Genomic DNA, 18,653 nt, shown 5'->3' with positions numbered 1-18,653 from the left:
ACCATGCGTAGCGGACTCGTCCTGCACGCCGTCGACTCGCACACCGAGGGCATGCCCACCCGGGTGATCACCGGCGGCATCGGCACCATCCCGGGCGCCACCATGAACGAGCGGCGGCTGTGGTTCCGCGAACACCGCGACGACATCAAGCAGTTGCTGATGAACGAACCGCGCGGCCACTCCGCCATGAGCGGCGCGATCCTCCAGCCGCCGACCCGCCCCGACTGCGACTGGGGCGTCGTCTACATCGAGGTCTCCGGCTATCTGCCGATGTGCGGGCACGGCACGATCGGCGTGGCGACCGTGCTCGTCGAGACCGGCATGGTCGAGGTCACCGAGCCGGTCACCACCATCCGCCTCGACACACCGGCGGGCCCCGTCGTCGCCGAGGTGGCGGTCGAGGACGGCGTCGCCAAGGCGGTGACGCTCCAGAACGTGCCCTCCTTCGCCGTCGCCCTCGACCGCAAGACCACCCTCGCCGACGGGCGGACGGTGACGTACGACCTCGCCTTCGGCGGGAACTTCTACGCCATCCTGCCGCTGGAGCAATTCGGCCTGCCCTTCGACCGGACCCGCAAGGACGAGATCCTCGCCGCCGGCCTGTCCCTGATGGCCGCCGTCAACGCCGAGGACCCGCCCGTCCACCCGGAGGACCCCTCCATCCACGGCCTCCACCACGTCTACCTGGCCGCCCCCGGCTCCACCGCCCGCCACTCCCGGCACGCCATGGCCATCCACCCCGGCTGGTTCGACCGCTCGCCGTGCGGTACGGGCACCAGCGCCCGCATGGCACAACTCCACGCGCGCGGTGAACTCCCGCTGCACACCGAGTTCGTGAACGAGTCCTTCATCGGCACCCGGTTCACCGGGAGACTGCTCGGCACGACCGAGGTGGCCGGTCGCCCGGCCGTCATGCCCAGCTTCACCGGACGCGCCTGGATCACGGGCACCGCCCAGTACCTGCTGGACCCCGAGGACCCGTTCCCGGCGGGATTCGTCCTATAGTCCGCACCCGAGTCGACTACGAGAGAGGCCCCCGACCGTCATGACCCCGCGGCACACCCCCGCCCTGCCCCTGCTGGGCAGCAGGAAGCCCAGCCACCGGGAGCGGGTCGGGGACGCGCTGCGGGCCGCTCTGATCGCCGGGGAACTGCGCCCCGGCGAGGTCTACTCGGCCCCCGGCCTCGCCGCCCGCTTCGGCGTCTCCGCCACGCCCGTGCGCGAGGCCATGCTCGACCTCGCCAAGGAGGGCCTGGTCGACACCGTGCCCAACAAGGGCTTCCGCGTCACCGCCGTCTCCGAGCGGCAACTCGACGAGTACACCCAGATCCGGGCGCTGATCGAGATCCCCACGACGGCGGGCCTGGCGACCACGGCCGACCCGGTGACGCTGGAGGCCCTGCGCCCGGTCGCCCAGGAGATCGTCACCTCCGCGGCGGCCGGCGACCTCATCGCCTACGTCGAGGCCGACCTGCGTTTCCACCTCGGCCTGCTGGCCCTCGCCGGCAACGACCATCTCGTCGACGTCGTACGGGACCTCCGACGCCGCTCCCGGCTGTACGGGCTGACCGCGCTCGTCGAGCAGGGGCGGCTGGAGGCGTCGGCGGAGGAGCACCTGGAGATCCTGGACGCGCTGCGGGCCCGGGACGAGGAGGCCGTACGGGCGGTGATGACTCGTCACCTCGGGCATGTCCGGGGCCTGTGGGCAGCGCGCTGACCGTCCGGGTCACAGGTCCAGCACGAGCCGCTTCCCACGGCAGCGGGACACACAGATCAGCATGGTCTCGCCCGTCGCGCGTTCGTCGTCGGTGAGCACCGAGTCGCGGTGGTCAGGGTCGCCCTCCAGGACATCGGTCTCGCACGTACCGCAGGTGCCCTCGGTGCAGGAGTACAGCACCTCGACCCCGGCGGCGCGTACGGTGTCGAGCACCGACACCTCCGGCGCCACGGTCAGCGTCCTGCCGCTCCGGGCCAGCTCCACCTCGAACTCGGTGTCGCCGCCCGTCTCCCGCTCCTTCGGCCGGAACCGCTCGACGCGCAGCACCCCGGACGGGCTCCGGGCCTCCACCGCGTCCAGCAGCGGGCCGGGTCCGCAGCAGTAGACGAGCGTGCCGTCGGGTACGTCGTCCAGCACCGAGGGCAGGTCCAGCAGCCCCGTCTCGTCCTCGGGCGCGATCGTCACCCGGTCGCCGTACCGGCCCAGTTCCTCGCCGAACGCCATAGACCGGCGGCTGCGACCGCCGTAGAGCAGCGTCCACTCGGCGCCCGACGCCTCGGCCGCCGCCAGCATCGGCAGGATCGGGGTGATGCCGATGCCGCCCGCGACGAACCGGTAGCGCGGGGCGGGCTCCAGGCCGAAGTTGTTCCGGGGCCCGCGCACCCGGACCTTGTCGCCCGGCCCCACCCGCTCGTGCACATGGGCCGATCCGCCCCTCCCGTCCGGCTCGCGCAGCACCGCGATCCGCCAGGCCGACCGGTCCGCCGGATCGCCGCACAGCGAGTACTGCCGCTCCAGACCGGGACCGAGCACCACATCGATGTGGGCGCCCGGCTCCCACTCCGGGAGCGGCTCGCCCAGCGGGTGGCGCAAGGTGAGGGCGAGCACGCCGTCGGCGGCGGACTCCCGCCGCTCGACGACGAGTTCGGTTTCGTACACGCTCATGAGCTGTTCCCTCGCGGCTCGTGGACGGAGTGCCCCTGCGGGTGGGCGAGCATCCACTCCCACATCTCGACCGGGTCCTGCGCGGTGTGCTCACGGCCGCAGTGGCAGGTGCCGTGCAGGACGTCGGTGCCGGGCAGCCAGTCGATGCGGTAGACCTCGCCGGTCCTGAAGGTCCTGGACGAAGAGGGTGACGTCACTGGACCTTCTCCAGGGGCTTGTCGCCCTCCTCGACCAGCCGGGCGAGGATACGGCGGGCGGCCAGACCACCGGTGTCGATGTTGATGCTGAGCTCCTGGTAGCCGGTGCGCTCGGTGCCGAGCGTCTTCTGCAGCAGGTTGAGCGCGGTGACGTCCTGCATCACGACCGTGTGGTTGTTGCCCCGCAGGAACTCGGTGACCTCGGCGTCGTCCGTCGCCCAGTCGCGCGAGACGGCCCAGAAGTCGTACACCTTGCCGTCGCCGGACGGAGTGATCGCGTATGTGATCTCCGTGTGGAAGCCGTTCGGGTCGCTGCCGTCCGGCTCGGGCACCACCCCGACCGGGGCGATGCGGCTGTGCAGCAGATACAGGCAGGGCGTGTGGTACTCGATGTCCTGCCAGCGGGTGATCCGGCCCGCTATGCCGGTGGACTTGGCGTAGAACGGCGGGCACTCGGCGTCGTCCATGTGCCGGCTCACCCGGACGATCCCGGCGCCCTCGTCGACCTCCGTGGTGATCGGCGTCTCGGCTACCTCGGGGGTGCCGATGTACCCGCCGTGCAGATACGTCTCGTGGGACAGGTCGAGGAGATTGTCGACGAGCAGGCCGTAGTCGCAGTCGATGGGTTCCATGCCGCGCACGGTCACCCAGCCCGGGGAGTCCAGGTGCCGGGCCCGGGGGATGGCCTGCGGGTCGGCGAGCGCCGGGTCGCCGACCCACACCCAGATCAGGGAGTCCTGCTCGACGACGGGGTAGGAGGCGACCCGGGCGGTGCGCGGCACCCGTTTCTGCCCCGGCACATACACACACGTACCGCTCGTGTCGTACGTGAACCCGTGGTACCCGCACACGATCCGGTCCCCGTCGAGCCGCGTCGGCGCCTCCGACAGCGGGTACCTGCGGTGCACACACCGGTCGTGCAGCACGACCGGCGTGCCGTCCTCCTCGGTCCGGTACAGCACGAGCGTCTCACCGAGAATCGTCCGCCCGAGCAGCTCCCGCCCGACCTCGTGACTGTAGGCGGCGACGTACCACTGGTTCCTGGCGAAGGCGGTCATGTGAGGCATGGATGCGGCTCCCGTCTCTGGTGGGTGGTCGCATCGTCCGAGAGGGCGTCAACGGGGCGCAACACGGCTTCCGTCTCACGGAAGAGCTTTGATGAACGGCCTGCTCAGGGCGCATTTTCAGCCATGATCCATGGCGCCTTGCCGGGGGTCGGTGAGCGCGCGGTCAGAACCAGTGCAGGCAGTGCGGGGAGCGCTCGGCGCGGAAGAGGGCGTCGGCGAGGGTGACCGCGTCCGGCTGGTGGGCTTGGATGTGCCCGGCGCGCACGAGCGTGCTCGGGGCGGTGCCGCCGAGGTAGACCGAGCCCAGGTCTCTGATGTCCAGGGACAGGCCGGGCTCCCGGTCCGTCGGGACGCAGTCGGCCTTGCCGTCCCGGACGGTCAGCAGGTAGCGGGCGTGCTCGCCGAGGAACGGGTCCTCGACGTCGAGCACGAGCTCGCCGTCCGTGAACCAGCCGCGCGCGGTCAGAGCACCCGGGACGTCCAGCAGCCGCACCCAGAGCCAGTCCATGACGCCGCTCACCTCACCGGCGCGGAGGTCCGCGAGCTGCCGGCGCAGCGGATGCTCGGGCGGGACGTGCTTGAACACGACCCGGGAGACCAGGTCGTGGCCGAGCGCGTACCGGGCCAGGGCCGTGAAGACGGCGTCGTCGGTGGCGATGGTCTCGTCGACCGTCAGCGTGCCGGAGTCGATCGAGTAGCTGGCGTACCCGTCCGGGAGGCCGTCGGCGTCCCGGTGCACGGCGATGTAGCGCGGCGCCGGCGAGATCGGGGGCTGCCCCGCGCGCAGGTCCCACCAGCGGTGCGGCCGGGACAGCGCGCCGGGCTGGGTGCGGCGGTACCGGTCGTAGACCTCTTCCAGGATCTCGCCGCACCCGTCCCGCCGCAGCACCTCGATCGAGCCGTCCGCCGGTGCGTCGGCTGTCCTGCGCGCCCGGGGGCGGGCGAGGGCGGCCCGGTGCCGCGGCACCCTCAGCTCCGCTGTAGAGGTCGCCGGTCCGTAGCCGAACCTGCCGTAGATCGTGGCCTCGGAGGCCAGCAGCACGGAGAGGAACTCCCCGCGGGCCCGCAGCCCGGCGAGCTGATGCCGCATCATCGCGCTGAGCATGCCCCGACGGCGGTGCGAGGGCAGCACGCCCACGGCGGTCACCCCGGAGACCGGGACGAGGGCCTCACCGGGCAGCGTGAGTTCGAAGGAGTGCGCGGCGGCAGTACCGACGGCCCGCCCGTCCGCCGCCAAGGCAAGCAGACAGCGGTCGATCTCGAGCGCCGACCACCAGAGCCCGCCACCGTCCACCGGGGTTTCCGGGAAGTGCCCGAACGCGGCATGGACGGTGTCGACGAAGACCTCAAGGTCCTCATCGCTCGTGGAACGGATCTCCATCGCTGCCGCCGCCTCCTCGGGATTCCGGCACCACGACGCGTGGTGTCCGGCCACAGTGCAGCGGTGACCTGCGGCGAGGGCAAGCGAATTACGAGGTGAAGAGGTGCGTCACCGTCGAAGCGGTGTGTGCGCCGTCTCCGGCAGTCGCAGATACACCAGCGACGACAGCAGGCACAACACGGCGACGTACCACGGGAACAGCCCCGAGTGTCCCAGCTCCTTGAACAGGGTGCCGACGTACGGAGCCGTGCCGCCGAAGAGGGCGACCGTCAGGGAGTAGGGGAAGCCGATGCCGGCCGCGCGGACCCGGGGCGGGAAGATCTCCGCGTTGACGGCCGCGCTGATCGAGGTGAAGCCGGTCAGCAGCACCATGCCCGCGCACTGCACGAGCAGCAGTACGGCGAACGAGTCGCGCAGGCTGTGCAGCAGCGGCACCGAGAGCAGGGCGAAGCCCAGGCCGAAGAAGAGCAGCAGGGGGCGGCGGCCGAAGCGGTCCGAGAGGAGGCCGCCGAGCGGCTGCAGCAGGGCGAAGAAGGCCAGGGAGATGGTGCCCGCGAGCAGCGCGTCCGACTTCGAGATGCCCGCGTTGAGTTCGGCGTAGGTCGGCAGGTACGACGTCCAGGTGTAGTAGGCGATGGTGCCGCCCGCGGTGATGCCGCAGATCAGGAGCGACTCGCGCGGATGCCGGCGCAGTGCCTCGAACAGGCCCGGGCGCGGGGCCTCCCGCTGCTCGGCGCTGCGGGTCTCCTGCGCGCCCCGCCGGATCCAGAAGCCGACCAGGCTCAGCAAGGCCCCGAGCACGAACGGGACCCGCCAGCCCCAGCTGTCCATCTGCCCGACGCTCAGCGTGCCCACGAGCAGCGCGGCGATGCCGGAGGCGACGAGCTGCCCCACGGTCGTCGACACGTACTGGAAGCTGGAGAACAGCCCGCGCCGGCCCGGGCCCGCCGATTCGACCAGGAAGGTCGTCGAGGCCGCGAACTCGCCGCCCACGGACAGGCCCTGCAGCAGCCGGGCGAGGACGAGGGTCACCGGCGCCAGCACGCCCACCGAGGCATAGGTCGGGGTGAGGCCGACCAGCAGGCTGCTGCCGCCCATCAGCAGGATGGTGACCGTCAGCGCGGCACGCCGCCCGTGCCGGTCCGCGACCGCGCCCATCAGCAGCCCGCCGACCGGCCGCATGAAGAAGCCCACCGCGAACACGGCGAACGTCGACAGCAGCGGCACCAGCGAGTTGTCCGCGCTCTTGGGGAAGACCTGGGCGGCGATGAACGTCGCCAGGAACGTGTAGGCGTACCAGTCGTACCACTCCACGGCGTTGCCCACGGAGGCGGCGAGGAGCTGGCGGACGGGCCGTTTCGTCGGCGGGGAAACCGTCTGCGTCTCTGTCACGCCCCTCACCCTCCCCGGGCATGGCCCCGCCACACCTGCCGTACCCGCGACTTTCACATGAGTGTCACCAGCCCCTTCCTTGGCGTTTGGTGTCCCTGAAACACTCCTTCCGCGCAGATTCCGTCATGTTCCGGCCATCCAGCACCTCAGGATGAGAGGTCTGTCCTTCATGTCCGAAGTAAACCGGCGCCGCTTTCTTCAACTCGCGGGTGCCACCACGGCCTTCAGTGCGCTGTCCGCCAGCATCCAGCGCGCCGCCGCACTTCCGGCGAACCACCGCACCGGGTCGATCGAGGACGTCGAGCACATCGTCGTCCTGATGCAGGAGAACCGTTCCTTCGACCACTACTTCGGGACTCTGAGAGGCGTCCGCGGCTTCGGCGACCCGCGTCCGGTCGCGCTCGACAACGGCAAGTCGGTCTGGCACCAGGAGAAGGACGGCAAGGAGATCCTGCCGTTCCATCCGGACGCCGACGACCTCGGCATGCAGTTCCTGGAGGGCCTGCCGCACTCCTGGCCCGACGGCCACCAGGCCTACCGCGGCGGCAAGTACGACCGGTGGGTGCCCGCCAAGGGCACCACGACCATGGCGTACCTGACCCGCGAGGACATCCCCTTCCACTACGCCCTCGCCGACTCCTTCACCGTCTGCGACGCCTACCACTGCTCGTTCATCGGCTCCACCGACCCGAACCGCTACTACATGTGGTCCGGCTACACGGGCAACGACGGCACCGGCGGCGGCCCGGTCCTCGGCAACGACGAACTCGGCTACGGCTGGACGACCTACCCCGAGCGCCTGGAGCAGGCCGGCCTCTCCTGGAAGGTCTACCAGGACATCGGCGACGGCCTCGACGCCAAGGGCTCCTGGGGCTGGATCGAGGACGCCTACCGCGGCAACTACGGTGACAACTCCCTGCTGTACTTCAACAAGTACCGGGGCGCCCAGCCCGGCGACCCCTGGTACGACAAGGCCCGCACCGGCACGAACGCCAAGGCGGGCGAGGGCTACTTCGACCAGTTGAAGGCGGACGTCAAGGCGGGCAAGCTGCCGCAGATCTCCTGGATCGCCGCCCCCGAGGCCTTCTCCGAGCACTCCAACTGGCCCTCGAACTACGGTGCCTGGTACATCGCGCAGGTCCTGGACGCCCTCACCTCCAACCCGGAGGTCTGGTCGAAGACCGCCCTGTTCATCACGTACGACGAGAACGACGGCTTCTTCGACCACGTGGTGCCGCCGCTGCCGCCCAAGGACGCCTCGCGCGGTCTGTCCACCGTCGACGTCTCCCTCGACCTCTTCCCGGGCGACGCGAAGAACACGGCCGGCCCCTACGGCCTCGGGCCCCGGGTGCCGATGCTGGTCGTCTCGCCGTGGAGCAAGGGCGGTTACGTCTGCTCGGAGACCCTCGACCACACCTCGATCCTGCGGTTCATGGAACGCCGCTTCGGGGTGCGCGAGCCCAACATCTCGCCCTGGCGCCGGGCCATCTGCGGCGATCTGACGGCCGCGTTCGACTTCTCCCGCAAGGACGCGCGACCGGTCCCGCTGCCCGGCACCGACGAGTACGAGCCGCAGGACCGCGAACGCCACCCCGACTACAAGCCGGCCCCGCCCGCCGACCCGCGCATGCCCCGGCAGGAACGCGGCTCGCGCCGCACCCGGCCGCTGAGGTACGCCCCGCACGTGGACGCCTCCGTCGACGCCGCCGCCGGGAAGCTCACCCTCGCCTTCGCCTCCGGGCCGAAGGCCGGCGCCGCCTTCCACATCACCTCCGGCAACCGGACCGACGGCCCCTGGATGTACACCACCGAGGCCGGCAAGTCGCTCTCCGACACCTGGAACTCGGCCTATTCGGGGGGCTCGTACGACCTGACCGTGCACGGCCCGAACGGCTTCGTGCGGGTCTTCAAGGGGTCGAACAAGAAGGCCGGCTGTGAGGTCACCGCACGCCACACCGGTGACGACATCGAGCTGACCTTCACCAACAAGGGCTCCGGCACGGCACGGCTGAAGCTCTCCGACCGCTACGGCGCCAAGCCCACGACCGTCTCCGTCCGCCCGGGCGCGAAGGTACGGCGGACCGTCGACCTCGACCGCAGCCGCCGCTGGTACGACCTGACCGTCACCGTCGAGGGCGACGCGGCGTTCCTGCGGCGGTTCGCGGGACACGTCGAGAACGGCCGGCCGGGTGTGAGCGACCCGGCGATCATCACCGGGTAGCAGGGAAGAGGTGCCCCGGATCGTGCGGCCGGGGCACCAACACCGGTTCGGCCGTGGCCGAGCCGGGTTCCAGGGCCAGGACGGCGGCCACCGGATGGTCGTCGTCCACCGGACGGTCGTGGTCCTGGGGCGTCGCCCTGCTGAGCAGTACCACGCCCCAGGACGCCAGCCCGGCCCCGGCGAGCGCGAGCAGCACGCCCGCCGGGCCGCCCTGGAGGCGTTCGCCCAGCAGCGACAGCCCGATCACCGCGGCGGCCAGCGGGTTGGACAGGGTCACCATGGCGAGCGGGGCGCCCAGACCGCCCCGGTACGCCACCTGCGACAGCAGCAGCCCGCCGGCCGCGAAGGCCGCCACGAGCAGCGCCACCCCGACCACCTGGACGCTCAGCAGCGGACCCGAACGGTCCGTCGCGGCCACCGTCACGGTCTGGGTGAGGGCCGAGGCCACTCCTGACGCGATGCCGGACGCGGTCGCGTGCCGCAGCCCCGGGCGGGCGCCCGGCCGGGACAGCATTCCGATGAGGGCGGCGGTGGCACCCGCCACGGCCAGCGCCTCGGGAACGCTCAGCACCTCCTCGGGCGCCGGGCCGGACGCGGTGACCAGGACCGCGCCCAGGCCGAGCAGTGTCAGCGCGGTGCCCTTCCACTCGACCGTGCTCACCCGCCGTCCCGCGAGCCGCGCACCCATGGGCACCGCCGCGACCAGGGTGAGCGCGCCGAGCGGCTGGACCACGGTCAGCGGCCCGTACCTCAGGGCCACGACGTGCAGCAGCGCGGCCGACGCGTTCAGTCCGACCGACGACCACCAGGCGCCGCTGCCGAGCATCCGCAGCACGCCCGAGCCGGGGGAGCGGGAGGCGAGCCGCTCCTGGGCGACGGCCGCTGCCGCGTAGGCGACGGCGGAGACGAGGGACAGGGCGACGGCGACGACGACGGCGTTCATCGGCCGGCTCCCGCGAGTGCCTGCTCCTCGGTTCGGCCCTGGGCGGGTACGAGCCCGCCCTGCGCGCGGCCCGCCGTGGTCGCCGTGCGGTGCGGCACGTGGACCACGGCGAGCGCGAGAGCGAGCAGGGCCGTCGCCACGATCGCGTCCAGCCAGTAGTGGTTCGCGGTGCCGACGATCACCAGCAGCGTCAGCAGCGGATGCAGCAGCCAGAGCAGGCGCCACCGCGACCGGGTCGCGACGATCAGGCCGATCGCCACCATCAGGGCCCAGCCGAAGTGCAGTGACGGCATCGCGGCGAACTGGTTCGAGAGGGAGTCGGTCGCGGGATCGCCGTAGACCGACGGCCCGTACACGCGGGCCGTGTCCACCAGGCCGGTCGCGGCCAGCATCCGGGGCGGGGCGAGCGGGAAGAGCAGGTGCAGTGCCAGCGCGGCGGCGGTGACGGCGGCCAGGACCCGGCGGGCCCAGACGTAGTGGGCCGGGCGGCGCAGATAGAGCCAGACCAGGAAGGCGACCGTGGCCGGGAAGTGGACGGTCGCGTAGTAGGTGTTCGCGACACGCACCAGAGCGTCGCCGTGCAGCAGCAGGGACTGCACCGCCCCTTCGCCGGGCAGATGGACCGCCCGCTCGAAGTCCCACACGCGGTGCGCGTTGTGGAAGGCCTCGCCGGTGTGGCCCGTGGCCAGCTGCCGGCCGAGCTTGTAGACGAGGAAGAGCCCCGCGACGAGCAGGAGCTCCCGGACGAGCGGCGGTCGGGCTATGACGTGCGGCGGTCGCGCTGTCGCGTCGGACCCCGCCGGCGCAGGCTCGGTGCGGGCATTCATCCCCCGGCCCCTTCGGTGACGGTGGTGCTGTTATCGGTACGAGTGCGTACCGATACGCCAGTGTACCGATACGCTCGCGTTCCGGTACACTGGCGTATCGATAGACGTAGAACACACTGCCGGCCGGAATGTCTCGGCCGCCCGAGGGAAGCCAGGAGCACGGTCATGACGCCGCAGGCTGCGGACGACCGACCCGAGCCGGTCGGTGCCACACGCCGCTCCAAGATCACGCCGGAGCGTGAGCAGGAGTTCTTCGACGCCGTGCTGGAACAGCTCCGCGAGTGCGGCTACGACTCCGTCACCATGGAGGGGATCGCCGCCAGCACCCGCTGCAGCAAGTCCACGCTCTACCGGCAGTGGAAGACCAAGCCCCAGTTCGTGGCGGCGGCGCTGCGCTCACACCGGCGGACGCACTGCATCGACACCGGCTCGCTCGCGGACGATCTGCGTGAGGCCGCCCGGGCGGCGGGGGAGTTGTCCGGCCGGGACACCCAGCTCCTCCAGGCGCTCGCCCACGCGGCCCCTCAGGACCCGGAGTTGCAGCGGGCGTTGCGCGAGGCCCTGATCGAACCGGAGATCGCCGCGCTGAAGGAGATCATCCGGCGCGGCGTCGAGAGGGGAGAGGTGCCCGCCGATCACCCGGCGCTGGAGTACATCCCTGCGCAGATGTTCGGCGTCCTGCGGGTGCGGCCCGTCCTGGAGGGCGAGTGGGCCGACCCGGACTATCTGGTCCGGTTCGTGGAGGCCGCCGTGCTGCCGGCGCTGGGCCTGAGATGAGACCCGGGCCGCCGTCCGTCGGATGACAGGACGGTGACCCGACCGCGCCGACCCGTGGGGACGGGGGCGGCGCGCACCCCCCGGCCGGGTGGGGTTCCCCTGTGAGCGGCGGGGGCGCCCCACCCGGCCGACCGGTTCTTGTGCTCTGTGTCAGACGTCCTGGCCGTTGCCGCTGCCCGTCGACACCTTGATGCCCTTGGCGATGTCGTCGAGGACGGACTCCTTCTGGTCGGCGTCCACGCCGAACCGGACGACGACCATCTGCTTCGCGTTCGCCGGGGAGGGGAACGCGAGGGACTCCACGATGCCGTCGGCGCCCTTGCTGGTGACGGCCTTCCAGCGGACCAGGTAGCCCTTCTGCCCGGCCACGGTCACCGCCTTGGCCGCCAGTACGTCGTGGGAGGTGATCCCGCCGTAGGACTTGCCGCCGTACGACTCCTCCGCGTTGGCCGAGATGTCCGCCTTGGCGATCTCCTCGGGGGTGCTGCCCTTGGTGCCGAGGGCCAGGGCCGGAGCGGAGTAGGCTCCGCCCTTCGTGCAGGTCGAGGAGGTGTCGCCGGGGCACTTGTAGGAGTCGTCGGACGTGACCTGCGCGCCGACCGTGATCTCCTGGCCGTACCAGCCCTTCGGGATCGGCATGCTGATCCCGCTGACCGCGTCGGTCACCGACCCGCTCCTGATCTTCGGCGGCTCGGACTGCTCGGGGGACGGACTCTGCCCACCGGAGCCGCCGGAATCTCCGGAGCCACCATCGTCGCCGGATCCCCCCGAGCCACCCGGTCCGCCGAACGGCCCGCCATTGCCGCCGGGCGCTCCCGGCCCGCCCGGGCCCTGCGAGGTGGCCGAACCTCCGCCCGAGCCCCCGTTGTCGGTCAGCGCGTACACCCCGACCCCGATGCTCGCGAGCACAACGACAGCCGCCCCGACGGCAATCCCGACCCGCAGCCGGCTTCCCCGGGCGGCCGGGGGAGCGGCGGGGTAGCCGGGGTAGGCGCCGGCGGCCGGGTATCCGGGGGTGTGGGGGTATCCGGGGGCGTTGGGGTATTGGGCAGGCCCTGGGGGTTGTTCCGGCGTGCCTGGGTATCCGGGGGTGCCTGGGTATGCGGTGGCGCCCGGGTGCCCGGGGGTGCCTGGGTGGCCAGGGGCGCTCGGATGTCCGGTGGTGCTCGGGTATCCGGGAGGTCCCGGTTGCCCGGCGGCGCTGCCATGCCCGGCAGCGTCCGGATGTGCGGCAGCAGGTGGATCCCCCGCCGGGGCCGAATCACCCGCGGTGCCCAAGTCTGCCGCAGGAGCAGAATCGCCGGCGGCGCCTGAGCCTGCCGCAGGAGCAGAATCGCCGACGGCGCCCGAGCCTTCGGCAGAGGCCGCATTCACCGCAGCGTCGGAGCCCGCGGCAGGGGCGTGACCGCCCGCGGCGCCCGAGCCCGCCGCAGGGGCGTGACCACCTGCGGCGCCCGAGCCCGCCGCAGGGGTGTTATCGCCCGCAGTGGCCGAACTGTTCCCGCTGTCCGAGTCCCTCGCAGGCGCAGAGGCCTCCGCGGCGGCCGGATTCCTCGCGGCGGGAGCCGGGCCGTCAGTCGCGCCCGAGTCTCCAACAGAGCCCGGGGTGCCCGCAGCACCCGAGTTCGTCGCAGCCGAACCCCCCTCAGCCGCCGGAGGCGTCGGCGGCTGGGTCGGGCGGATGTCGGCCGTCCAGGCCTTGCCGTCCCACCAGCGTTCGGTGGCGGGCCCGTCACTTTTCTGGCCGGGGTCGGGGTACCACCCGGAAGGAGTCTCCTGCGTCATGCCCCCACCGTATGAGGCGTCGGTGAAAGAGGCATGAGAGGAGTCGACCAGGATCGGTCATTCCAGGATCAACCGGGTCGGCCGCAGGTGCGCGGGCGGTGGGAGTCGCAGTCCGTCCCGGCCCGGGGTCACCGAACCCAGCACGCTCGGATGCCGGGCACCCGTGCTCGCGGGGGACGTGCCGGGCAGGCCGTGCAGGGTCAGGAAGCCCAGGACGGCGAAGGCGTAGGTCTCCTTCGCCCCGGACGGCAGCCCCAGTTCGTCCGAGGCGCGCACCGCAACCCCGGGCAGCAGCTCCCCGAGCATCCTCATCAGCACCGGGTTGCGCGTCCCGCCGCCGGAGGCGATCACCTCCGTCGCGTCCACCGACCGCACGGCGTCCGCAACGGTCCGGGCCGTGAGCATCGTCAGGGTCGCGACGACGTCCTCGGCGGGCAGCGTCCCGAACCCGGCCAGTGCGTCCCGCAGATGCCCCAGGTGGAACAGCTCCTTGCCCGTCGTCTTGGGCGCGGGCAGCGCGTAGTACGGCTCCTGGAGCAGCCGTTCCAGCAGCGGCCCGTGCACCCGGCCCCGGGCGGCCAGGGCCCCGTCCGTGTCGTAGGCCAGGGCCCCGCCGCTGAACCCCCGCGCCGCCGCGTCGATCAGCGCGCAGCCCGCCCCGGTGTCGAAGGCGGTCCCGTCGAGGGCGGTGAGGTTGGCAATGCCGCCGACGTTCAGTGCGACGGGCCGGCCCGGACGGCCGCGCAGCCACAGCAGGTCGACCAGGCTGACCAGCGGCGCGCCCTGCCCGCCCGCGGCGATGTCACGAGGCCGGAAGTCGGCGACGACCGGCAGCCCGGTCGCCTCGGCGATCCAGGCCGGCTGCCCCAGCTGGAGCGTGCCGTGGACCTCGCCCTCGGCGACCCAGTGGTACACGGTCTGCCCGTGCGAGGCCACCAACTCCGCTCGTCCCACGCACAGTTCCCGGTCGGCCCGCAGCGCCGCCGCCGCGAAGGCCTGACCGATCCGGGTGTCCAGCCGGCACACCTCGCCCAGGGTGGTGGTCCCCGGCGGCAGCGCGGCCGACAGGGCATCGCGCAGTTCGCCGTCGTACGCCTCGCTCACCATGCCGAGCGGCTTCAGCACCAGGCTGTCGCCGACGAGCTCCAGCTCGGCCGCCGCCGCGTCGATCGCGTCGTACGACGTCCCGGACATCAGCCCGATCACCCGCATCGCCTCAACCCGTCCTCTCCGCCACCGCTTTCGCCCCGCGCACCCGCCGCGCGGGCAGCGTGAGCAGGGCCGGTACGCTCACCGCGCACGCCGCCGCCGCGTAGTACGCGGGGATGTCCACGCTCCCCGTCCGCTCGATCGTCTCCGTGATGATCAGCCCGGCGCACCCCGAGAACACCGCATTGGACAGCGCGTAGGCGAGCCCCAGGCCCGTGTAGCGCACCCGCGCCGGGAACATCTCCGACAGCATCGCCGGTCCCGGGCCCGCCAACAGCCCCACCACCGCACCCGCGCCGCACACCGCCGCACCCTTCACGGAGTTCGAAACGCCGGGCTCCTGGAGAAGGTTGAGCAGCGGCACCGACAGGACCACGACCAGCACCGCGCCCGTCAGCATCACCGCCCGCCGGCCGAGCAGGTCACTGAGCAGCCCCGCCGGCACGATCGTCACCGCGAAGCCCACATTGGCCAGCACGGTGGCGACCAGCGCCTCCTGGAAGGTCGCACCCAGCGAACTCTGCAGATACGACGGCAGCACGACGAGGAACGTGTAACCGGCCGCGGCCCAGCCCATGATCCGCCCCGCGCCCAGCGCGATCGCCCTCGCGACCTCGCGCGGGGGAGGTCTCTCCAGCGACCGCTCCGCCACGAACTCCGGTGTCTCGTCCAGCCGCAGCCTCAGCCACAACGCCCCCAGCCCCAGCGGCAGGGTCAGCAGGAACGGCAGCCGCCAGCCCCACGCCCCGAGCTGCTCCTCGGTCAGCACGGTGGCCAGCAGCGCCGCCGCGCCCGCACCGCCCAGCAGCCCCAGTGCCACCGTGAACGACTGCAACGACCCGTACAGCCCCCGCCGGCCCCGCGGAGCGAACTCCGTCATCACCGACACCGCCCCGCCGAACTCCCCACCGGCCGACAACCCTTGGAGCACCCGCAGGAAGGTCAGCAGCCAGGGCGCCAGCGCACCCGCCTGCGCGTAGGTCGGCAGCACGCCGATCAGCGTCGTCGCCACCGTCATCAAAGTGATCACCAGGACCAGCACCGGCCGACGGCCCACGCGGTCCCCGAGACGGCCGAAAAGCGCCGCCCCGACCGGTCGGAAGAAGAACGCGAGCGCGAACGAGGCGTACGTCTTCACGAGAGCCTCGATCTCGCTGCCGCCCTCCGGCGTGAAGAACCGCGCCGCGATGATCGTCGCGAAGTAGCCGTAGACGCCGAACTCGTACCACTCGATGAGATTGCCCACCGACCCCGCGATCAGCGCCCGTCGGCCGCGCCGTGCGTCCAGTCCCTGGTGAATGGCCGTCACCTCCCGTACCGTTGTGCCTTGTTGACCACAAGGCGGCTGGTGACGGGCCGGATGCGTCGTACGGTCGCCGTCGGTTTCACCCGTCACGGCAACAGGTGCCCGGACCGCCCACCGCTCAGGCAATCGGACGGCTACGCTCGACGTCTGTACGTCGTTCGGGCGACTTGGGGAGGTAGCGGGATGACGGAGGTACGGCCCACGGCCGCCGCCTCGGCTTCCCTTTGGGAGCGCGACGAGGAAGTCGCCGCCGTCGCGCGGGCGGTCGACAACCTGTGCGCGGACCGCTCCTCGTCCGGCGGACTGCTGGTCTTCCGGGGCGAGGCCGGACTCGGCAAGACCACGCTGCTGGCCGAAACCCGCCGCATCGCCGAGGCCCGCGGCTGCACGGTCTGGTCGGCACGCGGCGGCGAGACCCTCAGGTCCGTCCCCTTCAACGTGGTACGGCAGTTGCTGCAGCCGGCCCTCGTGTCGATGCTCCCGGAGGAGGCCCGCGAATACCTCGGCGACTGGTACGACATCGCCGGCCCCGCCCTCGGCATCGCGGAGCCCGGCGACCGGCAGGCCGACCCGCAGGGCGTGTGCGACGGACTGGTCGCCGCCGTGCGCCGGCTCGCCCGCCGGGACTGGCCGCTGGTCCTGCTCATCGACGACGCCCACTGGGCCGACCAGGAGACCCTGCACTGGCTCGCCGAACTCGCCGAGCGCCTCGACGAGATGTCCGTGCTGGTCGTCGTCACCCGCCGCCCCGGCGAGGTCTCCGGCACCAGCGCCCGCCACCTCGACACCGTCGCCGCCGCCGCGGACGGCCCCGTCACGACGCTGAGCGCCCTCACCCCGGACGCGACGGCGGGACTCACCCGCGCCACCCTCGGCCCGCACGCGGACGCCGCGTTCTGCCGCGAGGTCTGGGCCGTCACCGCGGGCAACCCCTACGAGACCGTCGAACTCCTCGCCAAGGTCCAGGACAGCGAACTCGAACCCGTCGAGGCCCGGGCCGGGGAACTGCGCGAACTGAACCGCTCGGCCCGCGGCGGCGGCCTCGTCGCCCGCCTGGAGGAACTCGGCATCGACGCCACGCGGTTCGCCTGGGCCGCCGCCATCCTCGGCACCGGCATCTCCACCGACCTGGTCGCCAAGCTCGCCACCCTGCGGCCCGACGACGCCCGCCGCTGCGCCGAACTGCTGCGCACCGCCCGCATCCTCACCACCCCCGACCCCGCGACCGGCCGCGGCGCCGACGGCGCCCTGGAGTTCGTCCACCCGCTGATCGCCACCGACGTCTACAACTCCATACCGGACGCCCTGTGCACCGCCATGCACGGCATAGCCGCCAGGATCGTCACCGACGAGGGGCGCGGCGCCGCCGCTGCCGCCCGCCACCTCCTCGAAGTCCACCCGGACGACGACGAGGAACTCGTCGGGCAACTGCGCGAGGCCGCCCGCGAGCACCTCGCCGTCGGCGCGCCCGACGCCGCCCGCCGCTGCCTGGAGCGCGCCCTGAAGGAACCGCCCCGGCCCGAATCGCACCCGCATGTGCTGTACGAACTGGCCGAGGCCACCTTCCTGACCGCGCCCGCCCGCACCATCGGCCATCTGCGGACCGCGCTCGCCATGCCCGGCCTCGGCGGGGACCAGCGCGTGGACGCCGTCTTCCGGCTCTCCCAGGCGCTGCTCCACAACGACCAGCTGGAGGAGGCGGTCCGCACGGTCGAGGCGGAGGCCGCCCGGCTGAGGCCCGGACCCGCCCGGATGCGGCTCCAGGCCGTGCACTTCATGTGGGAGGGCATACACGCGGGCGAGGCCACCTCGCCGGACCGCTCCCGGCGGCTCGCCGACCTCGCCGCCACCTGCACCGGCCGGGACAACTCCGAGCGCGCGCTGCTCATGCTGCGCGGCTTCGACGCCCTCATGCACGGCGAGAACGCCGAAGAGGTCGCCGAGCTGTGCGACCGCGCCCTCGTCAACGGCCGTCTGGCCCCCGGGCTCGGCTGGACCGACACCGAGTGGGGCATCGAGCTGCTGCTGATGCTGGCCAACGCGTACGCCTTCACCGACCGCCTCGACCGCGCCGAGACCCTCTACAACGAGGCCCTGCGCGCCTACGAGACGGCCGGCTGGAGCGGCGGCCACCTCGCGCTCGCCCACGCCTACGTCGGGCTCGGCCACCGCAGGCGCGGCCGGCTGAAGGAGGCGGAGGCGTCCCTGCGCGAGTCGCTGCGCCTCGCCGAGCGCGTCGGACGCGGCCTGCCGCTGTACTGGTCCGCGACCTGCAACCTCGTCGACACGCTGCTCGCCCGCGGCCATGTCCAGGAGGCCTGGGAGGTCGCCGAACGCTACGGCTTCGCCCCGCCCTACCCCTCCACCATCGTCCTGCCGGACCCGCGCTCGGTGCGCGGGCGGCTGCTGCTGGCCGTCGGCCGTACCAAAGACGGCATCAACGAACTGGAGGCCGCAGAGAAGGCCGCGGCGGCACGCGGCCACCACAACCCCGTGCTCGTCCCCTGGGCGGCCGACCTCGCCCGGGCCCTCAGCACCGAGGACCCGGCCCGTGCCGCCCGGCTCGCCGTCGACGTCCGGCGGCAGGCCGAGCGCTTCGGCACGGACACCGCCATCGGCGAGGCCCTGCGCTGCGCCGCCGCCCTGGAGACCGGGCAGCGCGCGGTCCGGCTCGCCACCCAGGCGATCACCTACCTGGAGGCGTCGCCCTGCCAGTACGAGCATGCGGCGGCCCGTATCGAGTACGGCATCATGGCCCGCTCGGTGAGCGACCTCGAACGCGGCCTTGACCTGGCGGTCTCCTGCGGCGCGGACGGCCTCGCGGAGCGGGCACGGGCCGTGCTCGCGGCCGGCCTAGGACCGGCATAGCCCGGACCACGACCGGCG

The 18,653-nt window shown here is 72.4% G+C and carries 15 protein-coding genes and 1 pseudogene; 5 read left to right on the top strand and 11 right to left on the bottom strand.

Annotated features, from left to right (window positions below; all coding sequences use genetic code 11):
- Positions 1-3: 3 nt before the first annotated feature.
- Complete coding sequence (locus KJK29_RS04595) at positions 4-1,005, top strand: proline racemase family protein (RefSeq protein ID WP_215117411.1); 1,002 nt, start codon at positions 4-6, stop codon at positions 1,003-1,005.
- 40 nt (positions 1,006-1,045) lie between these two features.
- On the top strand, positions 1,046-1,717 hold the full coding sequence (locus tag KJK29_RS04590) for a GntR family transcriptional regulator (protein ID WP_215117410.1): 672 nt from the start codon (positions 1,046-1,048) through the stop codon (positions 1,715-1,717).
- 9 nt (positions 1,718-1,726) lie between these two features.
- Here KJK29_RS04590 and KJK29_RS04585 read toward each other — a convergent pair whose 3' ends face one another.
- The 5 genes from KJK29_RS04585 to KJK29_RS04565 form a co-directional block, all read right to left on the bottom strand.
- Positions 1,727-2,662: a PDR/VanB family oxidoreductase gene (locus KJK29_RS04585; RefSeq protein WP_215117409.1), complete on the bottom strand. Its 936-nt coding sequence runs from the start codon at positions 2,660-2,662 to the stop codon at positions 1,727-1,729.
- The gene (locus KJK29_RS04580) at positions 2,659-2,859 is read right to left on the bottom strand and encodes a hypothetical protein (protein ID WP_215117408.1); all 201 of its coding nucleotides are present in this window, start codon (positions 2,857-2,859) and stop codon (positions 2,659-2,661) included. The genes KJK29_RS04585 and KJK29_RS04580 overlap by 4 nt, the downstream gene beginning before the upstream one ends.
- Positions 2,856-3,926, bottom strand: coding sequence for an aromatic ring-hydroxylating dioxygenase subunit alpha (locus tag KJK29_RS04575; RefSeq protein ID WP_215117407.1), 1,071 nt, complete (start codon positions 3,924-3,926; stop codon positions 2,856-2,858). Before KJK29_RS04575 ends, KJK29_RS04580 begins: the two co-directional genes overlap by 4 nt.
- A 163-nt stretch (positions 3,927-4,089) precedes the next feature.
- Positions 4,090-5,307, bottom strand: a complete 1,218-nt coding sequence (locus KJK29_RS04570; protein ID WP_215117406.1) for a GNAT family N-acetyltransferase — start codon at positions 5,305-5,307, stop codon at positions 4,090-4,092.
- A gap of 108 nt (positions 5,308-5,415) precedes the next feature.
- Complete coding sequence (locus tag KJK29_RS04565) at positions 5,416-6,699, bottom strand: MFS transporter (protein WP_215117405.1); 1,284 nt, start codon at positions 6,697-6,699, stop codon at positions 5,416-5,418.
- A gap of 169 nt (positions 6,700-6,868) precedes the next feature.
- Here KJK29_RS04565 and KJK29_RS04560 point away from each other — a divergent pair, with 169 nt between their 5' ends.
- A complete protein-coding gene (locus tag KJK29_RS04560; RefSeq protein WP_215117403.1) occupies positions 6,869-8,920 on the top strand; it encodes a phosphocholine-specific phospholipase C in 2,052 nt (683 codons plus the stop codon).
- Here KJK29_RS04560 and KJK29_RS04555 read toward each other — a convergent pair.
- Together KJK29_RS04555 and KJK29_RS04550 are read right to left on the bottom strand one after the other, a co-directional pair.
- Complete coding sequence (locus KJK29_RS04555) at positions 8,910-9,863, bottom strand: DMT family protein (RefSeq protein WP_215117402.1); 954 nt, start codon at positions 9,861-9,863, stop codon at positions 8,910-8,912. The two genes, KJK29_RS04560 and KJK29_RS04555, sit on opposite strands and share 11 nt — an antisense overlap.
- Positions 9,860-10,690: a phosphatase PAP2 family protein gene (locus tag KJK29_RS04550; protein ID WP_215117401.1), complete on the bottom strand. Its 831-nt coding sequence runs from the start codon at positions 10,688-10,690 to the stop codon at positions 9,860-9,862. Before KJK29_RS04550 ends, KJK29_RS04555 begins: the two co-directional genes overlap by 4 nt.
- Before the next feature lie 165 nt (positions 10,691-10,855).
- Here KJK29_RS04550 and KJK29_RS04545 point away from each other — a divergent pair, with 165 nt between their 5' ends.
- A complete protein-coding gene (locus tag KJK29_RS04545) occupies positions 10,856-11,467 on the top strand; it encodes a TetR/AcrR family transcriptional regulator (protein ID WP_215117399.1) in 612 nt (203 codons plus the stop codon).
- 150 nt (positions 11,468-11,617) lie between these two features.
- Here the strand turns inward: KJK29_RS04545 and KJK29_RS39150 are convergent, their stop codons facing one another.
- The 4 genes and pseudogenes from KJK29_RS39150 to KJK29_RS04525 form a co-directional block, all read right to left on the bottom strand.
- Positions 11,618-12,745, bottom strand: a complete 1,128-nt coding sequence (locus KJK29_RS39150; protein ID WP_370869193.1) for a collagen-like triple helix repeat-containing protein — start codon at positions 12,743-12,745, stop codon at positions 11,618-11,620.
- A 423-nt stretch (positions 12,746-13,168) separates the two neighbouring features.
- Positions 13,169-13,252: pseudogene (locus KJK29_RS39345) on the bottom strand (DUF2510 domain-containing protein); the annotation flags it as partial.
- 57 nt (positions 13,253-13,309) lie between these two features.
- Complete coding sequence (locus KJK29_RS04530) at positions 13,310-14,464, bottom strand: anhydro-N-acetylmuramic acid kinase (protein ID WP_215117397.1); 1,155 nt, start codon at positions 14,462-14,464, stop codon at positions 13,310-13,312.
- A 4-nt stretch (positions 14,465-14,468) separates the two neighbouring features.
- A complete protein-coding gene (locus tag KJK29_RS04525; protein WP_215117395.1) occupies positions 14,469-15,770 on the bottom strand; it encodes an MFS transporter in 1,302 nt (433 codons plus the stop codon).
- A 180-nt stretch (positions 15,771-15,950) separates the two neighbouring features.
- On the opposite strand from KJK29_RS04525, the gene KJK29_RS04520 reads away from it, so the two are divergent.
- Positions 15,951-18,635: an ATP-binding protein gene (locus KJK29_RS04520; RefSeq protein WP_215117393.1), complete on the top strand. Its 2,685-nt coding sequence runs from the start codon at positions 15,951-15,953 to the stop codon at positions 18,633-18,635.
- Positions 18,636-18,653: the final 18 nt, after the last annotated feature.

The organism is Streptomyces koelreuteriae (assembly GCF_018604545.1).
Classification (GTDB): domain Bacteria; phylum Actinomycetota; class Actinomycetes; order Streptomycetales; family Streptomycetaceae; genus Streptomyces; species Streptomyces koelreuteriae.
The sequence above is the reverse complement of the archived record's forward strand: the minus strand, read 5'-3'. Positions and strand labels throughout refer to the sequence as shown.